We start from the raw sequence: 24,234 nt of genomic DNA on the forward strand, positions 1-24,234 counted from the left end.
TAAAAATGCCTGTATTAACAGGCATTTTTTTGTTCACATCATTTTCACTCAATCATTATTAACCGAAAATGGCACTCCACCAGCCACTAATGGTTTTCATGATATAATCCCAAATACGCCCAAAGAACCCCGCTTCTTCAACCGCATTTTTTGCGACTAAAGGGTGCTGTTCGACAACTTCATCATTAAGAATAAAGTTAATCGTTCCCACTGTTTGGTTCTTAGCAAGAGGCGCTTCAAGTGAATCGTTGGTGAGTTGAATATCCACTTTTAAGTTTTGCAATTGCCCTTTAGGAATAGTAATAGAAACATCATCGGCAACACCTAAATCAACTTCTGAAGTATCACCAAACCAGACACGCTGCTTTTTCAGTGTGGCATCAGCTTTAATTGGCGTGACAGTTTCAAAGAAACGGAAACCCCATGTCAGTAATTTTTCGCTTTCAGAAAAACGCACTCGGTCACTTGGTGCCCCCAACACAACTGAAATTAAACGCATATCACCTTCTGTTGCAGAGGCGACTAGATTATGACCTGCACCACTCGTGTGCCCAGTTTTTACACCATCCACCTTTAAATTTTGGTTCCATAACAAACGATTACGGTTTGGTTGACGAATTTTATTAAAGGTAAATTCCTTTTCCTTGTGCAGTGCGTATTCATCCGGTACATCACGGATCATCGCTTGGGTTAACAATGCCATATCCCGTGCCGTGCTGTATTGCCCTTCAGAATCGAGACCATGAACCGTTTTAAAGTGAGTATTTTTCAAACCAATCTTTTGCACGTATTGATTCATTAAGCTCACAAATGAGTCTTGGCTACCAGCAACATAATCAGCAAGCGCGATACTGGCATCGTTTCCTGACTGGATCACAATCCCTTTATTTAAATCTAATACAGAAACGCGGTCTTTTGGCTTCAAAAACATCAAAGAAGAGCCTTTCAAAACAGGATTACCCGTCGCCCATGCATCTTCCCCTACCGTGACCATGTCTTGTGGGGTAATTTTCCCTGCATTTACTGCCTGACCAATTACATAGCTGGTCATAATTTTGGTTAAACTTGCGGGGTCTAAGCGTTCATCTGGATTCCCAGAAGCTAAAATTTTACCGCTATTATAATCCATCAGAACAAATGCTTTTGCATCGACTTGAGGAGCAACCGGTGTCTGCGCCGCATAAGCACTGGTACTTACGACAACCAAAAGACTCAACCCAATACCTGCTCGGCGGGTTTTTAAAGACAATATTTTCTTACTCATCGGTTATTCCTTCACTTAATTCTACACATTTAAAATACGGTCATTGACTCAGCGTCACTAAACGAGAACCCATCGCCGTGACAAAATTCGATAACTGGACCTAATATAAGACTTTAATTTCACAGAGGCCACCGCTAACAAATAAACATTTGCCTAAGAGTGAATTTAATCTATCTTAACCATGGCCGATACCAAAAAATCAATTTAGGAGACTGCAATGTTAACTGTTTGGGGACGCGTCAACTCTTCCAATGTCAAAAAAGTACTTTGGTGCTTAGAAGAATTAAATATCGCTTACAATCAAAAAGATGTGGGTGGCCCATTTGGTGGACTAGATACACCTGAATATATAAAAATGAATCCAAACAGCACTATTCCAACTCTACAGGATGATGACTTTGCGCTGTGGGAATCAAATACGATTTTACGTTACCTTACGGAAAAATTTGATCATTCTCACTTATTACTCGCACAAGACTTACAAGAGAGAGCTGCCGCCGATAAATGGATGGATTGGAGTGGTGCTAATTTATTCGGCCACATTAAGCAAATGATGAACAAAATTGTTCGTGTTCCTGAAGCGGATAGAGACCCGGAACAAGCTAAAATTATATATGGCAATATTAATCGATTACTCACAATTGCTGATAATACATTAGCCAACCAAGCCTATTTCAGTGGTGATAAATTTGGTATCGCAGACATTGCTATCGCGCCACTATTTTACCCTTGGCATGAAATTGTGACTGAACGCCCTGAATTTAACAATTTGGAACGCTGGTATCAGCAGCTGACCACGCGTCCTGCGTTCCAAAAAATTGTCATGATCCCAATTAAGTAATCACAAGGTCATACTCATCAAACTTGGGTTTGGGTACTGGTATTCAAACTCAAGTTCTTGGCAAATTTTATTACCGTTAATGACTTTCCCCTCTAATGCATTCTCCTCTTCAATAAATTGTGGTGGAACTAAACCAATAGATTGAGCGGCATGAGTATAAAATTCAGCTCGTGTCGGGTGAATTGGCGCACAAAGGTTATAAATATGCCCTCCCTGTGGCTGCTGGAGCAATAATAAAATGGCGTCAATTACATCGTCTTGATGCACCATATTGACAGGCTGATTTGCCCCCTTCACTCCGGTTTTACCTGCTAAAAAACGCCCTGCATGTCGTTTTTCCCCGACTAATCCAGCTAATCGCAGAATATCTACCGATATGTTCGGTAATTGATGCAACCACTGTTCTGTCGCCACTAAAGCTTTAGCTGAATCCGTCACTCCATCCAATGGGCTATCTTCGGTCATTTCACCATTTTGCTCCCCATAAACCGCAGTAGATGACGTGAAAATAACTTTGGGTACCTGAAATGCTATTGCGCTATTCACCAGTGTTTCAATCGCTGCCATATAGTATTCGGTATTAATTTTAGAAGGGGGAAGCAAGATGACGATAGCATCGCTTTGCATCATCAATTGCGCTAAATCATCGTTATCACATTCAAGTTCAGGGGTTAATTTCAATGCATAACACTCAATTCCTACCGCTTGAGCGGCTTCAATACCATCTGGTGTTGTTTTAGTTCCAACCACATGAATGCCTTGGGACAATAAAGCTTGGGCAAGGGGCAACCCTACCCACCCTAATCCAATAATGGTGATTTTCTTCATTCGATAACTCCTCAATCGACCAACTGACTGAAATTAATCACAGAGTAGCTGAAAACCATAAAACTTCCGAACACAATTTCTGAGAGATTAATCACTATAAAAGCGCATCAACTAATTATTATTGGTTATTTTTTAAAAAAAGGTTGCATTCATAGGGGGAAATCGGATAGGTTGAATACCAATGAGTATTTAGTTAACACAATGAATGTTTAGTCATTCACATAAATAACAGAACGGAAGACATTATGAATCGTATTTCACGCAACCATCATCATCACCATCATCCTGACTAGTCTTTCGGGCGATGTGTGCTGGAAGACGTTCAACGAATCTTCCGGTGGCTGAAATGCAAATTGAGAGAACCCTCGGAAGATAATCTTCCGAGGGTTTTTTTATTCTTGAACAAAGAGTTACTAAACAAAAAATTTTAAAGGGATAAGGGTAAAGTCATGTTGGATAAATCACGTTTACGTATTGCAATTCAAAAATCAGGTCGTCTGAGTGAAGAATCAAGAGAACTACTGGCTCGCTGCGGCATCAAAATCAACTTACAACAACAACGTTTGATTGCTTATGCAGAAAATATGCCTATTGATTTACTTCGTGTTCGTGATGACGATATTCCAGGACTGGTCATGGATGGCGTTGTTGATTTAGGGATCATTGGTGAAAACGTTCTTGAAGAAGAGTTATTAAACCGCCGCGCACAAGGCGAAAACCCACAATACAAAACACTGCGCCGCCTCGATTTTGGTGGCTGTCGCTTGTCATTAGCGGCACCATTGGACTTTAACTACACGGGTGCAGAATGCCTGAATGGTTCACGTGTTGCGACTTCTTATCCACACTTGTTAAAACGCTATTTCGACCAAAAAGGCATTCAGTTTAAATCTTGTCTGTTAAATGGTTCGGTTGAAGTTGCCCCACGTGCTGGGCTTGCGGATGCGATTTGTGACCTTGTTTCTACTGGTGCCACATTAGAAGCAAACGGCCTAAAAGAAGTGGAAGTCATTTACCGTTCGAAAGCATGTTTAATTCAACGTGACGGTGAAATGTCAGCTGATAAACAACAGCTTATCGACCGTATGATGACCCGTATCCAAGGTGTTATCCAAGCGCGCGAATCTAAATACATCATGTTACACGCGCCAAGTGAAACACTAGAAGAAATCATTGCCTTATTACCAGGTGCTGAACGCCCAACTATTTTACCATTAGCCGGTGACAACAACCGCGTTGCCATGCACATGGTCAGCTCAGAAACCTTGTTCTGGGAAACCATGGAAAAACTCAAGGCATTAGGGGCAAGCTCAATCCTTGTATTACCAATTGAAAAAATGATGGAGTAAGCCGCCATGAAAATGGGATTTAACCAACCTGTTCGCTGGTCGGCTTGTAATCAAGAGCAACAAAGTGCTTTACTGATGCGCCCCGCAATTGCGGCCTCTGGCAGCATTAGTACTGCGGTGAGCCAAATTATTGAGCAAGTCCGTAACGAGGGCGACACCGCCCTCCAAGCACTAAGCCGTCGTTTCGATAAAACTGAAATCGACACAGTGCGAGTACCTGCAAATGCCGTTGACGCGGCAGAGGCTCGTCTTGGCGATGAAATCAAAACAGCAATGAAAACCGCCATTGGCAACATTCGTCGTTTTCACGAAGCCCAAAAACCTACTCCGATTACAGTGGAAACACAGGCAGGCGTAGTATGTCAACAGGTCACACGCCCAATAGATGCAGTCGGTTTATATATTCCGGGGGGTTCTGCTCCCTTGTTATCAACAGTCATGATGTTAGGAACTCCGGCGAATATCGCAGGCTGTCGCAAAATCATTTTGTGTTCTCCCCCACCTATTGCCGATGAAATTTTGTATGCAGCGAAACTGTGCGGCATCAGCGATATTTTCCAAGTAGGTGGCGCGCAAGCGATTGCAGCAATGGCATTTGGCACCCAAAGCATTCCTACGGTTGATAAAATATTTGGCCCCGGTAATGCCTATGTCACTGAGGCAAAACGCCAAGTGAGTCAAAGCCATGATGGAGCCGCCATTGATATGCCTGCGGGGCCTTCTGAAGTGTTAGTGATTGCGGATAGCGGAGCAAATCCAGCGTTCACCGCATCTGATTTACTATCACAAGCGGAACATGGCCCTGATTCACAAGTCATTTTATTAACTGACGATGAAAACTTTGCCCAGCGTGTGATTGAAGAAACAGAAACACAATTAGCGCAACTTTCTCGTGCCGAAATTGCCAGAGAAGCACTAAGTGCCAGCCGTGTCATTATTGCTGATTCGATCGCTCAATGCGTTGAAATTAGCAATCGCTATGGACCTGAGCACTTGATTTTACAAACACGCAATGCCGATGACCTAGTCGATTCTATCACTAGCGCAGGCTCCGTGTTTGTCGGAGACTGGTCACCCGAATCTGCAGGAGACTACGCTTCAGGCACCAATCACGTATTACCGACTTACGGCTATACTGCAACCTATTCAAGCCTTGGCCTCGCTGACTTTATGAAGCGAATGACGGTGCAAAAACTGTCGCAGCAAGGCTTATTAGGCTTAGCCAACACCATCGAAACTTTAGCGCAAGCAGAGCAACTCACCGCTCACAAAAATGCCGTTACCTTACGCGTTAACGAACTAAAAAAACAAAATCAGGAGTAAGTCATGAGCCAACCATTTAATGCCGCCAGTCTTGCACGTGAAAATGTTAAAACCATGACCCCTTATATGTCGGCGCGCCGCTTAGGGGGGAATGGAGATGTTTGGCTTAATGCCAATGAATACCCAATTGCACCTGATTACCAATTCAGTGAACGCAACCTTAACCGTTACCCAGAATGCCAACCGGTTGCCGTGATCAATAACTATGCGGCTTATGCGCAAATCACACCAGAACAAGTACTGGTTTGCCGTGGGGCCGATGAGTCTATCGAATTATTGATCCGCGCATTTTGTGAGCCGGGTAAAGATGCGGTGATGTTCTGCCCACCAACCTATGGCATGTACAGCGTCAGTGCAGAAACCTTTGGCGTTGAACAAAAGAAAATCATGGCGCTGCCTGACTGGGCATTAAACGTTAAAGCGATCCGTGAAAATTTATCTAATACCAAACTGATTTATATTTGTAGCCCAAATAACCCAACGGGCAATATCATCGATAATAAAGATTTACGTGAAGTGCTAGATATGGCGGCAGGCCGCGCATTAGTTGTTGTCGATGAAGCTTATATTGAGTTCTGCCCGCAATACAGTGTGGCAAGCTGGCTAGCACAATACCCCAATTTGGTGATTTTAAGAACCTTATCTAAAGCCTTTGCATTAGCCGGTTTACGCTGTGGCTTTACCTTAGCTTCTCCTGAAGTGATTGAGGTGCTATTAAAGGTTATCGCCCCTTATCCTTTATCAACCCCTGTTGCGATGATTGCCGCTCAAGCCCTTGAACCACAAGGTATTGAAACAATGAAAAGCCGTGTAATAACGGTAACCGAAAACCGTATTGCACTCAGTGAAGCTCTGCGCGACTTGTCTGTGGTTGAACATGTTTATCCGAGTGAAACTAACTATATTTTGGTGCGTTTCACCGATGGCAGTAAAGTCTTTAAAGCCCTGTGGGATCAAGGCATTATTTTACGTGACCAAAGCAAACAGCCGGGTCTCATTAATTGCCTGCGTATTACTGTCGGGACAGAAATTGAAAATACCCGTGTTATTGAAGCTATTGCCGCACTTTGCTAATTAGGAATGACTCATGAGCCAGAAAATTTTATTTATCGACCGTGATGGAACATTAATTACCGAGCCGCCAACTGACTTCCAAGTTGATAGCTTAAGTAAACTCGCCTTTGAAAAAGCAGTCATTCCTAGCTTACTTGCCCTGCAAAAAGCCAATTATCGCTTAGTGATGATAACCAATCAAGACGGCTTAGGAACAGATAGCTTTCCGACCGCTGACTTTGAACCACCACACAACCTAATGATGCAAGTTTTTGAATCACAAGGCATAAAATTTGATGACGTGCTGATTTGCCCACATAAGCCTGAAGATAACTGCGCTTGCCGTAAACCTAAACTTCAGTTGGTTGAGCGCTATTTAGATAGCAACGTGCTAGACAGTGAAAATAGCTATGTGATTGGTGACCGCGAAACGGACATTCAACTCGCTAAAAATATGGGAATTAAAGGGTTACGTTATAACCCAATGGAACTAGACTGGGAAGCTATCACCACGCAGTTAACCAAACGCGACCGCCATGCGCTAGTCAAACGCGTGACAAAAGAAACTAATATCCAAGTCGAAGTGTGGCTAGACCAAGAAGGCGGCAGCAAAATTAGCACGGGTGTGGGCTTCTTTGACCACATGTTAGACCAAATCGCGACTCACGGCGGTTTCCGGTTAAACATTGAAGTCAATGGCGACTTATTTATTGATGACCACCACACTGTCGAAGACACGGGCCTTGCTTTAGGTGAAGCACTGAAAATCGCGCTTGGTGATAAACGCGGTATCGCACGTTTTGGTTTCGTTCTGCCAATGGACGAATGCCAAGCACGCTGTGCACTGGATATTTCAGGTCGCCCACACCTTGAATATAAAGCAGAATTCAAATACCAACGTGTCGGTGACTTAAGCACTGAAATGATTGAGCACTTCTTTAGCTCACTTTCCTATGCTATGGGTTGTACATTACACCTGAAAACCAAAGGGAAAAACGATCACCACAAAGCGGAAAGTTTATTTAAGGTCTTTGGCCGTACCTTGCGCCAAGCAATACGCGTTGAAGGGGATACGTTACCTAGCTCAAAAGGGGTTCTTTGATGAACGTTGTCATCCTTGATACTGGCTGTGCAAATTTAGCCTCCGTGGCTTATGCGGTGAAACGCCTAGGTTATGACCCTGTGGTGAGCCGGGATACCAATACCATTTTACAAGCCGACAAAGTCTTTTTACCGGGTGTCGGTACGGCTAGCGCGGCCATGGAAAAGCTCACTGAACGTGAATTAGTGCCGTTAATTAGAGCACTGACTCAACCCGTGTTAGGCATCTGTTTAGGTATGCAATTACTCGGTTCTTTCAGTGAAGAAGGTCAATCAACGGTGCCACTACTGGGGTTAATTGATAGCCCTGTACAAAAAATGGATGCCAATGGGCTTCCAGTTCCACATAGCGGCTGGAACCAAGTCAAAGCCCTAGCAGGGAACCCTTTGTTTAGGGATATCCCTGATAACGCCTATTTCTATTTTGTACACAGTTATTCGATGCCAATTTCCAGTAATACCATCGCACAAACTCAGTATGGCAACCCGTTTAGTAGCGCGGTGAATCGCGATAACTTCTACGGTGTCCAATTTCACCCAGAACGTTCTGGCACCGCAGGTTCACGCTTGATTCAAAACTTTTTGGAGATGTAATTACCATGATCATTCCCGCATTAGATTTAATCGATGGCACCGTAGTGCGATTGCACCAAGGGGATTACGCCAAGCAAACTGATTATGGCAATGACCCGCTCCCACGTTTGCAACAATATGAAAAAGAAGGGGCAAAGCTCCTACACTTAGTGGATTTAACGGGCGCCAAAGATCCACAAAAACGCCAGATTCCACTGCTCAAAAAATTATTGGCTGGCGTGAATGTTCCAGTACAAGTTGGTGGGGGTATTCGTACCGAAGAAGATATTAAGGCCTTACTGGAAGCCGGAGCGGCTCGTGTTGTCATTGGCTCAACTGCGGTGACCAAACCTGAATTGGTTAAAACATGGTTTGAAACCTATGGTGGGGAAGCCATTGTACTTGCGTTAGATGTACGCATTAATGACAAAGGCGTAAAAGAAATCGCCATTAGCGGCTGGCAAGAAAATTCAAATTTAACATTAGAACAAGCCATTGAAATATATCGTCCTTATGGCTTAAAACATGTCCTTTGCACCGATATTTCCAAAGATGGCACCTTAGCGGGTTCTAATGTGAATTTATACCAAGAAGTAAGCCAAAAATTCCCCGACATTGCCTTCCAAGCATCAGGGGGCATTGGCAATTTAGATGATATTGCGGCTATCCCGCCATCTGGTGCGGCTGGCGTGATTGTGGGTCGCGCATTATTAGAAGGTAAATTCACCGTTGCGGAGGCAATCAAATGTTGGCAAAACGCATAATTCCTTGCTTAGACGTCCGTGATGGGCAAGTGGTTAAAGGTGTCCAATTTCGTAATCACGAAATTATCGGTGATATTGTTCCATTAGCACAGCGTTATGCCCAAGAAGGTGCAGACGAACTGGTATTTTATGATATTACCGCCTCTTCTGATGGTCGAGTGGTAGATAAAAGCTGGGTTGCCAAAGTCGCTGAAGTGATTGATATTCCTTTTTGTGTTGCAGGTGGAATTAAAAGTGTCGATGATGCTGCACAAATTCTGTCTTTTGGCGCTGACAAAATTTCCATTAACTCCCCAGCATTATCCGACCCTACATTAATCAGCAGCTTAGCGGAGCGTTTTGGCGTACAATGCATCGTTGTGGGTATTGATACTTGGTTCGATGAAAGTACGGGTGAATATCTCGTTTACCAATTTACCGGTGATGAAAAACGTACCACACAAACTACGTGGAAAACCCTTGATTGGGTAAAAGAAGTTCAACAACGTGGCGCGGGTGAAATTGTGTTAAATATGATGAACCAAGATGGTGTTCGTCAAGGGTATGACCTACAGCAACTAAAAAAAGTTCGCGAAGTATGCCAAGTGCCATTGATTGCCTCAGGTGGTGCAGGCGAAAAAGTACATTTCCTTGATGCCTTCACTGACGCAGGCGTTGATGGTGCTTTAGCCGCTTCTGTATTTCATAAACAAATTATTAATATCGGTGACTTAAAACAATACCTAGCCGAAAATGGAGTTCAAATTAGAGTATGTTAACCACAGAACAATCTAGCCAGCTAGCATGGCAAAAAGTCGATAACCTAATGCCTGTTATCGTGCAACACGCTGTTTCAGGTGATGTGCTAATGCTTGGGTATATGAACCCAGAAGCATTACAAGTCACTTTAGATAGCCGTAAAGTCACCTTTTTCTCTCGCACAAAACAACGTTTGTGGATGAAAGGCGAAACCTCTAATAATTTTTTAAATTTAGTGGATATTTACCCAGATTGTGACAGTGATACGCTGCTAGCTCTCGCACTGCCAGATGGCCCAACTTGCCATAGCGGTACACAAAGCTGCTTCGCACCAGCACAAAGCGACTGGGGCTTTTTATTTGAGTTAGAAACGTTACTAAAAGAACGCAAAACTGCCTCTCCTGAAAGCTCCTATACCGCACGTTTATACGCTAGCGGGACTAAACGCATTGCGCAAAAAGTCGGTGAAGAAGGTGTTGAAACTGCATTGGCAGCCACCGTGAATGACCGCGCAGAATTGACCAATGAAGCCGCTGATTTGATGTACCACTTATTAGTCTTACTACAAGACCAAGAGCTGGATTTAAGCACAATAATCAAACGGTTAAAAGAGCGTCATCAGTAAACAACAGGCTGCCAGTCTCACTGGCAGCTTTATCATAGATGCAAGATGTGTTCAATTTGCTCGTGACTGAATAAATACCCAAGAATATTAGTAATAACAGACACAAAATACATCTGATACTTATTTTTTAATATTTCACCTATTTTAACGCTTTAGCAGCCTTCGGCCCCAAGGTTGTATCTACTTCCAAACTTGTTATCATTCCCTGTTATTGATGTGGTTTTAAAGGGAAAAAAACAGTGTCTGAAAATTCTATTTTTATGCAACTCACACAATTACTTGATAAAAATAATGCCAAATATCGTGTGATGGAACATTCCACTGCGGGGAAATCAGAAGAAGTGGCAAAAATACGTGGCACGCAACTTGGGCAAGGGGCAAAAGGATTAGTATGCCATGTCAAAGGAAATGGTATACGCCAACACGTACTGGCAATTTTACCTGCCGATAAACAAGCTGATTTGAGTAAAATTGCCACAGCAATTGGCGGGACTCGTGCATCTTTAGCAAGCCCAAAAGAAGTCGATGAGCTCACTCAATGCGTATTTGGGGCTATTCCCCCCTTTAGCTTTCATCCCAATTTAAAATTAATTGCTGACCCGCTACTTTTTGAACGTTTTGAGGAACTCGCCTTTAATGCTGGTACATTAGAACGCTCTATTATTTTAAATACAGAAGATTATCAAAGAATAGCAGCGCCTAGTTTAGTTGAATTTATTCGCACAGAAGAAAATTAGTTATATGTAAAAAGGGAGATTCCACAGAATCCCCCTTAACCTTAATAAGAAAAGCTAGCTAATCAATCGCTGGTCATATTTCTGGCTGGCATTTTTTAATGCCACAAAATCGGAACCACAAATAAACCGCTTTAATGCGGTAAATTTTTCCTCCGGCCAATCATAGATTTTCAATGCTAATAGTTCAGTAATGACATCGTGTGAGAAGCGGTAGTTAATCGGCTTCGCTGGGTTCCCCCCAACGATAGAATAAGGCTCAACATCTTTGATCACTACACTATTAGCAGCAATTACAGCTCCTTCACCTATTTTAACTCCGGGCATGATAAAGGCACGCATGCCAACCCAGGCTCCGTCGCCAATCACTGTGTCGCCTTTTCCTACATAAGCTTCTTCAATATATTCAAGAAAAGGATATAAGCAAAACCAATCCATTCGGTGAGTATGGTTCCCTCCCATTAATATCACCGCTTCGCTACCAATACAGACATAATCACCGATATAAAGTTGATCAACATCCCATGCTAGCTGCCAGTCTCGGCTTTGTTCGTCACCTTGTAAATAGCGCACAACTGACTGCTCAAACCCGTTATCCCAACAGTCGCTGTAATAACTATGCTGACCTTTAATATGGATATTGGGATTTTGTACGACCTCATGAAGTAGTTCGTATTTTGACCAATGTTTTTGATTCATGGCACTAAACCTTTTAATTCGTTTATATTTACCATAGAACGCATTCTATGGTGATGCATTCGCGTTCAAAATACACCACCTTTAGCCACTCGAGGTTGTTTTAATAATGGATTCAACATGTTATTCATCCTAACAAACCTGTTATTATTTAAATTACTTGTGCAAATAATATCATAGAAAATAATTTCCATATAATTAATTATCAAATAATAGAAAACAACCGAATAGTATTTAAGACTAACTTTAAAATAAAAAAGCACACAATTAATATATTTTATTATAAATTAAATAAAAATAATTTCAGCATACTGTTAAATAGAAGAAAGATACAAAATGATAGTAAAAAAACCAATAATTCAAAATATTATTAATCAAAACACTTATAATTCATTAACTTCCCATTATTCAACAAACTTAGTCAATAACATTTATGAAATATTTCATATATTAAATAATGAAAATAACGAATCAAACTTGGAAATGATTCTCCATGCAGATAAAACAAGTAATCCACTTATTAACTTAGATAGAAACGACGAAAAAAGCAGTAATGGAATAAAACCGGACAAGGCTATTTACTTTAATAAAAATAAGTTTATTAACCCTTTAACACATAAAGAAATTAGTGACACGAGTGGTGAATTAAAGGGAAGCGTTTATTTCGCTCAAAACTCAATCATTCCTGCTGTGAATCGAATTGAAGGAGATATACAACCTAAATTGGTATCCGGTCGAAAAACTTTAGTCATGTTTAAACCTCAATCATCAATTCAACAAAATGAAAACATTAAATTAAATATTTATGATGAAAATAATAAATTGGTAACTAGTGAAAACCTAAGCCCTCCTACCAAATTACCTAAGATTGTAGACAACAGTACCATAGAGACAAATTTATTGCCTCACCATTTCAAACCACCTAAAAGATTTGATATTTTCATTGAAAATGAAAATAATTTAAATGTTATAGTTTCCAACCAAAAAGCTTTACATTATTTAATTTTAAAAAATAAAATAATACACTTAACATTTAATCATAAATATATGAAGGAAACATTCACACTAAATAATGATGTGAGATATAAAGGAAAAACTATAGTTTTAGAAAATATTCATAAAAAAAATATTAATATTAGCTATGGAAATGAAACAGTCACATTACCAAAAGGTCTCACGATTCAATTTATTTGTGACAATAATGGACGTTGGCTCACTGAAGAAAATGTCAATCTAATCGAATACTGGAAATCACCTGATATTTCAGCACGTAATTTTCCTCCATTTTTCGATTCTGAAATTGAAGGTCTGCCAGATATCGATGTTAGCGAAATTGATGCAAACTTTATGAATGATATCTTGAATGAACATTCAACAATAAAAATAACCAAGGTTGATTATGATACGACTAATAGTTTAATGTTAAAAAGTAATATTAATCATGTATATAAACAAATCCTATTTACCTCAACATCCGATGAGACGACTCTTATTCATACTAAATATAAATGTGTTGAATTAAAAAAAGGAGACTTATATTTATTCAAGTGCAACACTAATGGGGACTGGGAAAATATACCTATCACCAGAGAGATCCCACCGCTAGACTATTCACAACCAGAAAACTATGATTTAACTTTAGATAATAACAAGTCGATTAATGAATCATCTGAAAATAAAAAAAACTTATTGGAATTATTAAAAAACAATGAATCAATAAAAATTGCTACAAGTGACGGGAACTGGGCTCGTGACTTTACACTTATGGCAGATAATGACCTTCATAATAAAAAAATCCTTTTCAGCTCTAGTGCCTATTATGATAGCCATATTCATTATGGAAATAAAAGTTTAAAACTAGGAACGGGTGAAAGTGTTCTTTTTATTTATGATTTACATAAAAAATGGTTCCCTATTTATCTTAATAACGAACCTTATATCGCAAAGAATGACGATTCAACGAGTAATTTGGAATACATTGAAAATACATGGTCAACGACAATTTCTGAAGAGTATATTCACCCTGATATAAAGCTAGAGTTTGTTTTGAAAGAGCAAAAAGGAACACTATCAAATATTGATATTGGCGCCCCAAATGAATTACTGGTCAATACATTAGATATTGGCCTACTTACCCCCCCAAGGGATGTACTTCTTTTCCAAGAAAAACCCGAGCTTAATCGGCAATATTACCAAACTATTCCCGTTAAAAATTTTATTGTTTCTCGCTATGAGCCAATTCACCTTACAAAAGTAGTGATGCCTAATGGTCAAGTTTTCACCGATAAAGCAACAGGAAAAGGAGGCGCGTATAGCGGCAATATGAGGGAGTCGATAACCAAACGTTTTTATGCCGATGGCATTAATCTAGCAAATTATGGTGTAAACAGTTCAGCTTCTGATGCTGAGTCATTTAATCCTACGAGCCAAATAACTGCCTATAATTCTGTTGGGGTATATGAGAATGGGAGGGTTATTCATGGCTGGTCAGGCGGCGGTGGAAAAGCAACGTTAAATAGAACCGATAGTAATGAGCTTAGTCATGAATTTGGCCATAACTTTGGCCTAAGTGATTACTATGGGGGCACAGAAGGAGGAACACATGCAACTGCCGATAAAAAGAATTCAACATGGCTATGGGATCCTTATAATAACTATTTTATTCCAAATACCTATCAAGATGGTTCATTAAACCATGACGCAATGAGTGGTGGGGAAGCTTACAATCCCAAATACAATGCCTATACCGCATACACACCAAATTCCCTTGTTGCTATCCAAAAAAAATTAGAAAGCAATTATACTTTTAGCTCAGAATCATCGACGGGATATAAAAAGTGGGATCCGAATATAAAAAAATTGGTTGACGCTAAATTAGATCTTTCCAATTTCAATATCATTAATTTTTCCCCAAAAAATGGTTCTGATATTACAACTGATCGCATAAATGAACTGTTAAAAAAAAGTAACTTAGTCTATCTTTGCCAAGGAAATGGCTATTATGCACCGAATATTAGTCTCCCAGCAGCATCCGAGCATAATAAAAATAGCATTATCAAGATAAAGTCATATGCACAATGGAATAGCAAAATACATGTCAATAATAAGGTGGAGACAATCACCAAAAATGATTTATTTTGCTATCGTTCAGATGGGGTCAGTTGGAAACGAATTTCGGAACCAGAATCTGCTATTCATAAAAAAGCCAGAAAACAGGGTGTAGAGGTTGTCACTTTAATGGGCTTCTATGATCCTGAAGGAACCATTGATAGCTATATTTATCCCCCTTCATTTGGTTCTTATGGCATGGTTTATCAAAATGATGCGCGAGTTAATACTGATTCCCCCTACCTAGAGGTGATTTTTAACGACGGGAACAAAAAACAATATCAGCTTAATAACTTCCGTGGCAATAAAGATATGATGAATAAATTCCATATTAATATTGAACACGGTTTAATCCCAATTGAGACTAAGCTGTATATTAATAATAAAATGGTTCATTCAAGACCTATTGAAATTAAAGAGAATCGGTTTCTCACTACGATTAATGGCACTATTGTTGAATAAATAATCCAATCCTGTCACTGGTTATATCCAACAACCAGTGACATCTTGATGTATCAATAAAAATAGTTTTTAACCCGCCTTAGTCAGTGAATGGCTAGCAAATGATAAACTCGTTTTTCTTGCTATTAGCCCAAACAGACAACCGACTAACATCACTATTGCTAAGGATAATTTTGGGGCAATGGGCAAACCGATTGCACAAAGCCCAAGAGCTGCCCCTCCGGCCATTTGTACAAAACCAACTAACGCAGAAGCGGTTCCTGCTTCCTGACCAAAAGGTTCTAAAGCATAACTAGTTGCCGTTCCCATCATAAAGGCCAGCCCTGTACAAGCACAGGCGACAGGTAACATATAGACTAACCAATGGCTTTGTATTTCTACCGGCAATACGACAAAACCTAGCAATAATCCTAAGCAACCAAGTGCCATCATTAAACTACCCACTAATAAACAGGTTGGTCGCCCTATTTTATGAATAAAGTAATTAGCGATATAACTGGCAAACATGATCCAAAAACCATTAATACCAAATACAATAGAAAACGCTAGCGGAGATAACTGCGCATCCCCCATCAGTACAGTTGGTGCAAGTGACACATAAGTTAATGCCATACCCATCGTGCCTGCGTTCACTAAGGCAAAAATAATAAATTGATAATTTCCTAAAATTCGCCAATAGGTTTTCAGCGGAATAATCTTTGCTTTAGGTAAATTAGCTGGCCGTGTTTCCGGTAAAAAAGCAACAGTTAGCACTAATATAACCAACGCATACAAAGCAAGAAACCAGAACGGTGCCCGCCAGCCCCATGCCTCTGCCAGCAAACCTCCGAGTAGTGGAGCTAATGCTGGAACAATATTTAATGTCCCATTTAAGAAACCAAAAGCGCGAGCGGCTTCCGTACCATTCATTCGGTCACGTACACAACTAAATGCCACTACCGAAGTACAACAAACCGCAACACCTTGCAATAAACGTGATGCAATAAATACCGTAGGTGCTGTTGCTACAATAGCAACACCTGCACCAATGATGTACAACAGCATACCCGCAATCGCGACAGGTTTTCGCCCATATCTATCGACTAATGGGCCCGAAATCAATTGCCCTAACCCCAGAACAAGAATGAACAATGCTATCGTTGACTGGATCACCGACTCACTGCTACCTAACTCCTTCGCAATATCAGGTATTGTTGGTAAATATAAATCAATCCCTAATGGACCAAGTAAGACTAATAAAAGTAATAAGATAAGAAAATTACGCATAAACCATGCCTAGACTCGATAAAATGTAATTTAGAAAATACTCATAATTATAAATTCAACATTTTACGGTGCTTAAAAGTCAAAAAAGGCGCTAAACTTAGCGCCTTTCATGTCATCAACAATCAATGATGACGGATTATTCCATCCATTCAGTATGGAAAACGCCGTCTTTATCAGTACGCTTATAAGTGTGAGCACCGAAGTAGTCGCGCTGCGCTTGGATTAAGTTTGCAGGCAATACCGCTGAACGGTAGCTATCATAATAAGAAATAGCAGCTGAGAATGTTGGTGTTGGGATACCATTTTGTACACCATAGCACACCACATCACGCAGTGCTTGCTGGTATTCGTCAGCAATTTGTTTAAAGTATGGCGCTAACAACAAGTTGGCAATTTTTGCATCTTGGTTATACGCATCAGTGATTTTTTGTAGGAACTGCGCACGAATGATACAGCCTGCACGGAATATTTTTGCGATTTCACCGTAGTTTAAATCCCAATTATATTCTTCTGATGCCGCTTTCAGCTGTTGGAAGCCTTGTGCATAAGACACAATTTTACCTAAATACAGTGCGCGGCGAACTTTTTCAATAAACTCTTTTTTATCGCCTTCAACCGCTTTCAGTACTGGACCTGTTAATACTTTAGAAGCTGCAACACGCTGATCTTTTAAGAAAGAAATATAACGTGCAAATACAGATTCAGTAATTAACGTCAGAGGGATACCTAAATCCAGCGCACTCTGGCTAGTCCATTTACCGGTACCTTTATTAGCCGCTTCATCAAGAATCACGTCAACCAGATATTTACCATCTTCATCTTTTTTCTTGAAGATATCTGCTGTGATTTCAATTAAATAGCTACTCAGTTCACCTTTGTTCCACTCAGCAAAGATGCCAGCTAATTCTTCGTTGCTCAGGTTCAATGAACCTTTTAATAATGAATAGGCTTCTGCGATTAATTGCATATCACCGTATTCAATACCGTTGTGAACCATTTTAACATAGTGGCCCGCACCATCTGCACCAATATAGGTCACACAAGGTTCACCTTCTGCTTGTGCTGCAATTTCTTTTAAGATTGGTGCAACTAACTCATAAGCTTCTTTCTGACCACCAGGCATAATTGAAGGACCTTTTAATGCGCCTTCTTCACCACCTGAAACACCAGTACCGATGAAATTAAAACCTTGCTCAGATAATTCACGATTACGACGGATAGTGTCAGTAAATAAGGTATTACCACCGTCAATTAAGATATCCCCTTTGTCCAGATGAGGAGTCAGCGAGGCAATTGTTTTGTCCGTTGCTTCACCCGCTTTTACCATCAACAAGATGCGGCGAGGTTTTTCCAGAGAGTCAACAAACTCTTCAATTGTATAGTTGGGAACTAATTTTTTCCCTGGATTTTCGGCAATCACTTCATCTGTTTTATCTTTAGAACGATTAAAGATAGACACTGAGTAACCACGGCTTTCAATGTTGAGCGCAAGGTTACGCCCCATGACTGCCATTCCGACAACACCAATCTGCTGCTTTGACATGAACAACTCCTGTCTGATTAGGACCAAGTCAGCCTCGACCGTGCTGACATTCTGTTAACGGGATCACATATTAACCTAGGATTGTGTTGCATGGTAGTTATTGATGCAATCGATGACGTATACAAGGCCATTTTTGTCAATAATTGTCCAACTAACGTTATTTTTTATTGATATTTCGTTCAACAAACCGCATTATTCACTCGTCGGTATAAGCCGTCATATCAGAAGGTAAAACAAACTGTATGGAATGGATCGCAGATCCTTCGATTTGGGCGGGCCTCGCTACCCTTATCGTTCTAGAAATCGTTCTTGGTATTGATAACCTCGTCTTCATCGCCATTCTGGCCGATAAGCTCCCGCCAAAGCTGCGTGATAGAGCCCGTGTAACTGGACTTTTATTAGCCCTGATTATGCGTGTTGTGCTTCTATTTAGCCTGTCATGGCTCATTACCCTCACGAAACCGATATTAACTCTCTTTGATCACGCCTTTAGTGCTCGAGACCTAATTATGTTGGTGGGTGGTTTATTCCTCTTGTTTAAAGCCACAATGGAGCTAAACGAGCGGTTGGAGGGGAAAGACGAACACACCAATACCCAAAGAAAGACATCTAATTTCTGGGCTGTTGTTGCACAAATTATTGTTCTTGATGCTGTATTCTCACTAGACTCCGTGATCACCGCTGTCGGTATGGTTGACCATATCGGTGTAATGATTGCAGCTGTGACCATTGCAATGGCATTAATGATTTGGGCAAGTAAACCGTTAACGAGCTTTGTTAACCAGCACCCAACCATTGTCATACTGTGTTTGAGCTTCTTACTGATGATTGGTTTCAGCTTAGTTGCCGAAGGGTTTGGCTATGCCATACCGAAAGGTTACTTATACGCTGCAATTGGCTTCTCTATCATGATTGAAGTCCTAAACCAATTTGCCCAATTTAATCGACGTAAATTCCTTAAAGGCTCACGTCCACTACGTGAACGTACAGCAGAGGCGGTATTACGCATTCTTAGCGGTAATAACGAACGTGGAGAATTAGACCCACATACTTCTGATCTTATCGCTGATAATCAATCCGTTTTTGACCCACAAGAGCGTTTAATGATTGCTCGAGTGCTCGGTATGGCACAACGTAACGTAGAAAGCATTATGACTTCACGCCATGATGTGGATTATCTCGACATTAATAAATCATCTTCAGATTTACTGCAATTAATGGAGAAAAACCCACACTCGCGTTTAGTGGTCATTGATGAAACTATCAGCGATGAACCTGTTGGGGTAGTACATGTAATGGATTTGGTTAAACAGCAATTAAAAGGCCAACCATTAAACTTACGTGCATTGATTACCCAACCATTGATATTCCCAGAAGGGTTGTCTCTGTTAAAAGCGTTAGAGCAGTTTCGTAAGGCGCATACTCACTTTGCCTTTGTTGTGGATGAGTTTGGTTCTATCGAAGGTATCGTGACATTGACTGATGTAATGGAAACGATCGCAGGTAACTTGCCGGTTGGTGATGAAGAAAATGACTCACGCCACGACATTCAAAAACTGGATGATGGTACTTGGATTGCCAACGGCTTTATGCCACTTGAAGACCTGATCATGTTTATCCCTATGGAATTAGACGATAAACGTGAGTATGAAACGATTGCGGGTCTTTTAATGGAACACTTACAACGTGTTCCTGAAGTGGGTGAACAAGTGACAATTAACGGTTGTATATTCCAACCTCTTGAGGTTAACAGCCACCGAGTCAATAAAGTGTTAATCACTCCACCAGCCCCTGAGGGGGATGGCTATGAGTTTGAAGATGACTAATTAGCACGTGCTTTTTGACTAAATACCAGCCTATATGGCTGGTATTTTTTTGCCTAAAACCTATAGATACCAACCTTTAGACGATTAAGCGCAAAATAGTGGCGTTTTTTAAAAGAAAAATACATTCAAAGCTTGAATAATTCAGCGTATTAAATACAACTAATTTAAACGAAGGTCACATTGTGAAAATAAAAACTAGCCAATCAAATAGCAGTACGATCCAAGTGCCTAGTACAAGTACAAAAAAAAAATCAGAAAATATAGCAGTTACAGCAATAAGCATTAATAATAACGTTAAATGTTGCCCTGTACTGATTAAAGAGAACAGTAATAATTTAATCACTAATCAAAGTGATAAATTACAAAAAACACCAGAAAAAACAAATAATTTCAATAAAATAAGTAAATTGAGCACCCAAATCACCAAATTAATTATAACTATACATGATATTAACACTGAGCAATTTAATCCGAATGACTCTTCATTTTTTCAAAATTTATCGGATAAAATGATTCAACTAAATAATGATCTTTCTGATTACAAAAATAAAATAAGTTCATAAAAAGAGAAAACACCCATTTAAGGGCGCTTCAGACTGCTGACAAACCTATTATGTTTGGCAGCAAATCTAATAGATTTTGAAAATAAATTAGGAAAATCAATAAATTGATTTTCGGCTGATAACACAAGGCGGGAAAAACCACGCTTTTATCCCGCTTTGTCAACAACCTCAAACGCCCATTTAAGGGCGTTTTGTTATCTTAAAGGGCATTCAATAAATCATTGAGTCCTTTATTTTCTTCTTTCTTCAAGAAGTTACCAAGCGCTTCTTTAGCTTGTGTACGTAACTCATTACGCAGTAATTTTTCGACATCTAATTGGTATTTCAAATTATGCCAATTACCATAAATTCGCAGTGGAATGGTCATGGCTTGCAATTGTTGAACTAAACGTGAATCCCCACCCCAGCCATTGGCAATATTAACCCCTAAATTGACATCAATGGTTTCATTAGGGATATTCATACGGCCTTGCCCACTGATGTTAACTAAGGATGACATCGCATTCATAGAGGAAATGTTCAACGTACCTTTATTTAATTTACCTGCCACAGTGAAAGAATCAACCTCAGTGACGTTCCCCGTATTCACGGGCGCATTAATTTTACTGGTTACTCTGGAAACCGATTGCTGAATTAATAACGGAATATTCAATCCCTGTAATTTGGCATTTCTTAACTCAAAATTAACAGGCCCTTGCCACTGGTTTTTCACTGCATTGTCATCATAACCCACACCCGATAACGCCGCATTTAACGAAATTATTCCACTTAATTTTTGTGGCATATTGAAGGCTTTTAATAATGGAGTTAAATCGATATTTTTTAAATCTGGTTTTGCTGAAACATAAGCGGGAGTTGAACTGTAATTAAATGTCACCGGTATTGAAAAATCACCACCAAATGCCTTACCTTGTAATTTTGAAACAGTTAAACGAGGTGTTTGGTTTTGTGCCTCAAAAACTACATCACTAACCGTCATTCCACGATAGATTAACTGCTTAATGGCTAAATTGATATCGGCGGAAAATGCCTGCAAGCCTGATAAATCATACTGTTGAGGATTTGCACCAGAAATAACAGGCTTAACACCAACACGGTTATTATTCGTCTCTGATTCTACACTGGTACTGGCAGGCGCTGTTCCTAATAGATTATCTAAATCTAATTTCTCGGCGACTAAATTAACCCTAATTTCTGGGGTATTCGTTAATTGGATACTGCCATTACCTGATAGGCCACTTTCGTTAGCTGTTATTAACAAATTGCTTAAACTCGCACTTTCCACTTTCCCTTTGGTATATAGGAAATCACTTGTTATTTGCCCTTCAATTCCACTTTCAGGTAAATCAACACCACTCAATTTATAGTCAAACTGAGTTAATTTGCCACTAATCCTTTGATTAATATCTGATAAATCGATATCTGCGCGTAGATTAAATACAAACTCTTGTTGGTTTTTATTTAGATTTCCACTGAATTTAACTGCGACCTGTTTTTTATCACTTTTCTTCAGTGATAAATCAATGTTGCGCAGATTAAATTCATCTTTAGCAGTTTGCCAAATAACTAAGCTATTAGAAATATTAATTTTTTCTATATCTAATAACCAATCACTTTTCTCTTGTGCAGAGGTTGATGTTGGCACACCACCAGGCGCTACAGGGGCGTTACGGTGAGTTTGGATTTCGCTATCGGGTGTCTTGCGGATAACAGCACCATCAATAACAATTTGCTCAACAGAGAGTTTATGGGAAATGAGAGGCCATAATTCAACATCTAAGCGCATATTATCTGCACTTAGTATGGGTTTAGCCGCATTCGGCGCAGTAAGAGAAACAGGCCCAGTAATAATGCTTAAGGTTGGCCACACATGCCAACGCATATCACCGTTGAATTCAAGTTGATAACCACTTTTTTTCTCTACTTGTTCAACAATATAATGACGGAAATCATTCGGGTTCACTAACATTACGAGTGTTGTTAACCCAGCAACAATTACCACAAGTAAAATAATCAGTGTCGTCAAAAAACGTTTCATCCTTCCCTCTCTTAAATTCCGCTTGCGCTCGCCACAAAAATGAACTCACACCTATCCCTGAAAATGGGCGGAAATTACCGGTTTAATCTCCATTAAACACAACAATTTCCGCAAAGTTCACCGGTTATCAGTCTTCACTGATACGGCTACCAACAGCACCTTGTTGGTTTTTATATTTAGCATCTTGTCGGCTATTATAAGGGCGATCGGCACTGCCAGATAACGGCTCAAAGCTTAATGCACCAATCACCATGCCGGGACGTAATGCTAACGGTAATTTACCTGAATTATAAAATTCTAACACGATTTGCCCATGCCAACCGGGATCAATTCGATGTGCGGTTACGTGTACCATCAAACCTAGTCTCGCTAATGAAGAGCGCCCGTCTAACCAACCTACAAGGTTATCAGGGAGCGTAACAGACTCAAGCGTCACTGCAAGTGCTAATTCTCCTGGGTGCAGGAAAAATGGCTCATCCTCATCAAGAACAATTTCATCGCTCATGACGCGATCTAATGCGGCATTAACCTCATCTTTAGGGCCACTAAGGTCAATAAATGCAGCAGTGTGTCCTCGAAAAACGCGGAATTGATTTCCCAAACGAACATCTGCAGTTGCACCATTGATTCGTTCAACTGGTGGGCGTGGGCTAATAACTAATTTACCATCATCCATCCATTGAATAATATCGCGGTCACAAAGACGCATGGTTGTTTCCCCCTTCATTATTTTAATTTCTGCGCGGTTTAATCTTGACAGAATTCGCCAATTTTCGCTTTCAAGATATCAATCGCTACACGGTTTTTCCCACCGCGAGGAACAATGATATCGGCATATTGCTTTGATGGCTCAATAAATTGCAAAAACATTGGGCGAACCGTTTTATTATATTGGTCAATAACGGAATCAAGCGTTCTGCCCCTTTCATTTACATCACGTTTAATACGGCGCATCAAGCAAATATCAAGTGGTGTATCAACAAAAATAGAAAAATCCATTTCACCACGTAAGCGTTTATCTGTTAATAACAAAATACCTTCAATGATAATGACTTTTTTAGGTTTGAACGTGATGGTTTTTTGTTTACGTGTATGAGCGACATAGTCGTATTGCGGAATTTCTACTGCTTGGCCACTTTTCAGTGATTTGAGATGTTCATAAAGCAAGCTGTGGTCCATCGAGTTAGGATGGTCATAATTTACTTTAAGGCGTTCTTCCATTGGGACATCGGCTTGGTCTTTGTAATAACAATCTTCTGGAATAACACCGATATTATGATCACCGACCTGTTCTCTTAACTCACGGTATAACGTGCTTGCAATTAAGCTTTTGCCAGATGCAGAGGCTCCCGATATACCTACAATGGTACAGTGATGCGCTATGTCAGTCATAAAATGATAACCTGGTTAAATATTTAGAAATGAGATACACAACAGAAAAATGTTATGTTGGCGGAATTATAGGGGGTAATGGCGTGTTGTTCCAGCATACCTCAACAAAGTTCGCTAAAAAAACACCCATTAGATAGGAAATGCCGT

Annotated in this window: 21 protein-coding genes and 1 other annotated feature; of the genes, 13 read left to right on the forward strand and 8 right to left on the reverse strand. The window is 40.2% G+C overall.

The features are described 5' to 3' along the window. Nucleotides 1-58: 58 nt before the first annotated feature. On the reverse strand, nt 59-1,264 hold the full coding sequence (locus tag PR725_RS17405) for a serine hydrolase (RefSeq protein ID WP_109911008.1): 1,206 nt from the start codon (nt 1,262-1,264) through the stop codon (nt 59-61). 217 nt (nt 1,265-1,481) lie between these two features. Here PR725_RS17405 and PR725_RS17410 point away from each other — a divergent pair, with 217 nt between their 5' ends. Further along, on the forward strand, nt 1,482-2,105 hold the full coding sequence (locus PR725_RS17410; protein ID WP_109911007.1) for a glutathione S-transferase family protein: 624 nt from the start codon (nt 1,482-1,484) through the stop codon (nt 2,103-2,105). Here PR725_RS17410 and PR725_RS17415 read toward each other — a convergent pair whose 3' ends face one another. Further along, the gene (locus PR725_RS17415; protein WP_109911006.1) at nt 2,106-2,933 is read right to left on the reverse strand and encodes an SDR family oxidoreductase; all 828 of its coding nucleotides are present in this window, start codon (nt 2,931-2,933) and stop codon (nt 2,106-2,108) included. Nucleotides 2,934-3,201: 268 nt separating this feature from the next. Continuing rightward, nucleotides 3,202-3,329 (forward strand) — a sequence feature (His leader region). A gap of 53 nt (nt 3,330-3,382) precedes the next feature. Here PR725_RS17415 and hisG point away from each other — a divergent pair. The 9 genes from hisG (at nt 3,383) to PR725_RS17460 (ending at nt 11,196) form a co-directional block, all read left to right on the forward strand. Then, the gene (hisG, locus tag PR725_RS17420; protein ID WP_109911005.1) at nt 3,383-4,282 is read left to right on the forward strand and encodes an ATP phosphoribosyltransferase; all 900 of its coding nucleotides are present in this window, start codon (nt 3,383-3,385) and stop codon (nt 4,280-4,282) included. Nucleotides 4,283-4,288: 6 nt separating this feature from the next. Beyond that, nucleotides 4,289-5,605, forward strand: coding sequence for a histidinol dehydrogenase (gene hisD / locus PR725_RS17425; RefSeq protein WP_272569910.1), 1,317 nt, complete (start codon nt 4,289-4,291; stop codon nt 5,603-5,605). 3 nt (nt 5,606-5,608) lie between these two features. Further along, nucleotides 5,609-6,679 carry a histidinol-phosphate transaminase gene (hisC, locus tag PR725_RS17430; protein WP_272517288.1) on the forward strand — a complete coding sequence of 357 codons (1,071 nt, stop codon included), beginning with the start codon at nt 5,609-5,611 and terminating at the stop codon, nt 6,677-6,679. A 13-nt stretch (nt 6,680-6,692) separates the two neighbouring features. Continuing rightward, on the forward strand, nt 6,693-7,760 hold the full coding sequence (hisB, locus tag PR725_RS17435) for a bifunctional histidinol-phosphatase/imidazoleglycerol-phosphate dehydratase HisB (protein ID WP_004909334.1): 1,068 nt from the start codon (nt 6,693-6,695) through the stop codon (nt 7,758-7,760). Then, nucleotides 7,760-8,353, forward strand: a complete 594-nt coding sequence (gene hisH / locus PR725_RS17440) for an imidazole glycerol phosphate synthase subunit HisH (RefSeq protein WP_004909333.1) — start codon at nt 7,760-7,762, stop codon at nt 8,351-8,353. Before hisB ends, hisH begins: the two co-directional genes overlap by 1 nt. Before the next feature lie 5 nt (nt 8,354-8,358). Next, nucleotides 8,359-9,096, forward strand: coding sequence for a 1-(5-phosphoribosyl)-5-[(5-phosphoribosylamino)methylideneamino]imidazole-4-carboxamide isomerase (gene hisA / locus PR725_RS17445; RefSeq protein WP_109911003.1), 738 nt, complete (start codon nt 8,359-8,361; stop codon nt 9,094-9,096). Then, nucleotides 9,078-9,854 (forward strand): imidazole glycerol phosphate synthase subunit HisF, encoded by a 777-nt coding sequence (hisF, locus tag PR725_RS17450; protein WP_117162165.1) that lies wholly within the window; start codon nt 9,078-9,080, stop codon nt 9,852-9,854. The genes hisA and hisF overlap by 19 nt, the downstream gene beginning before the upstream one ends. Continuing rightward, on the forward strand, nt 9,848-10,459 hold the full coding sequence (gene hisIE / locus PR725_RS17455) for a bifunctional phosphoribosyl-AMP cyclohydrolase/phosphoribosyl-ATP diphosphatase HisIE (RefSeq protein WP_272569911.1): 612 nt from the start codon (nt 9,848-9,850) through the stop codon (nt 10,457-10,459). The genes hisF and hisIE overlap by 7 nt, the downstream gene beginning before the upstream one ends. 260 nt (nt 10,460-10,719) lie before the next feature. Next, on the forward strand, nt 10,720-11,196 hold the full coding sequence (locus PR725_RS17460) for a YbaK/prolyl-tRNA synthetase associated domain-containing protein (protein ID WP_109911324.1): 477 nt from the start codon (nt 10,720-10,722) through the stop codon (nt 11,194-11,196). A gap of 54 nt (nt 11,197-11,250) precedes the next feature. Here the strand turns inward: PR725_RS17460 and PR725_RS17465 are convergent, their stop codons facing one another. Continuing rightward, nucleotides 11,251-11,892, reverse strand: coding sequence for a CatB-related O-acetyltransferase (locus tag PR725_RS17465; RefSeq protein WP_109911002.1), 642 nt, complete (start codon nt 11,890-11,892; stop codon nt 11,251-11,253). Nucleotides 11,893-12,225: 333 nt separating this feature from the next. Here PR725_RS17465 and PR725_RS17470 point away from each other — a divergent pair, with 333 nt between their 5' ends. Beyond that, a complete protein-coding gene (locus PR725_RS17470) occupies nt 12,226-15,459 on the forward strand; it encodes a M66 family metalloprotease (protein WP_272569912.1) in 3,234 nt (1,077 codons plus the stop codon). 69 nt (nt 15,460-15,528) lie between these two features. Here PR725_RS17470 and PR725_RS17475 read toward each other — a convergent pair whose 3' ends face one another. Further along, nucleotides 15,529-16,725: a multidrug effflux MFS transporter gene (locus PR725_RS17475; protein ID WP_272569913.1), complete on the reverse strand. Its 1,197-nt coding sequence runs from the start codon at nt 16,723-16,725 to the stop codon at nt 15,529-15,531. 136 nt (nt 16,726-16,861) lie between these two features. Beyond that, on the reverse strand, nt 16,862-18,268 hold the full coding sequence (gene gndA / locus PR725_RS17480) for an NADP-dependent phosphogluconate dehydrogenase (protein ID WP_004909277.1): 1,407 nt from the start codon (nt 18,266-18,268) through the stop codon (nt 16,862-16,864). Nucleotides 18,269-18,510: 242 nt separating this feature from the next. Between gndA and PR725_RS17485 the strand changes: the two genes are divergently transcribed. Next, nucleotides 18,511-20,094 (forward strand): TerC family protein, encoded by a 1,584-nt coding sequence (locus PR725_RS17485; RefSeq protein ID WP_004909274.1) that lies wholly within the window; start codon nt 18,511-18,513, stop codon nt 20,092-20,094. A gap of 182 nt (nt 20,095-20,276) precedes the next feature. Continuing rightward, a complete protein-coding gene (locus tag PR725_RS17490) occupies nt 20,277-20,657 on the forward strand; it encodes a hypothetical protein (RefSeq protein ID WP_117162167.1) in 381 nt (126 codons plus the stop codon). A 199-nt stretch (nt 20,658-20,856) separates the two neighbouring features. On the opposite strand, the gene asmA is transcribed toward PR725_RS17490, so the two are convergent. From asmA to udk, 3 genes are all read right to left on the reverse strand, one after another. Beyond that, nucleotides 20,857-22,695 (reverse strand): outer membrane assembly protein AsmA, encoded by a 1,839-nt coding sequence (gene asmA, locus PR725_RS17495; protein WP_123382134.1) that lies wholly within the window; start codon nt 22,693-22,695, stop codon nt 20,857-20,859. A gap of 127 nt (nt 22,696-22,822) precedes the next feature. Beyond that, entirely contained in the window at nt 22,823-23,404 is a 582-nt protein-coding gene (gene dcd / locus PR725_RS17500; RefSeq protein ID WP_004909269.1) for a dCTP deaminase, read from the reverse strand. A 38-nt stretch (nt 23,405-23,442) separates the two neighbouring features. Further along, nucleotides 23,443-24,087, reverse strand: a complete 645-nt coding sequence (udk, locus tag PR725_RS17505; protein ID WP_004256495.1) for a uridine kinase — start codon at nt 24,085-24,087, stop codon at nt 23,443-23,445. Between the last annotated feature and the right edge of the window lie 147 nt (nt 24,088-24,234).

It is taken from the genome of Providencia sp. PROV255 (genome assembly GCF_028478065.1).
GTDB classification, from domain to species: domain Bacteria; phylum Pseudomonadota; class Gammaproteobacteria; order Enterobacterales; family Enterobacteriaceae; genus Providencia; species Providencia rettgeri.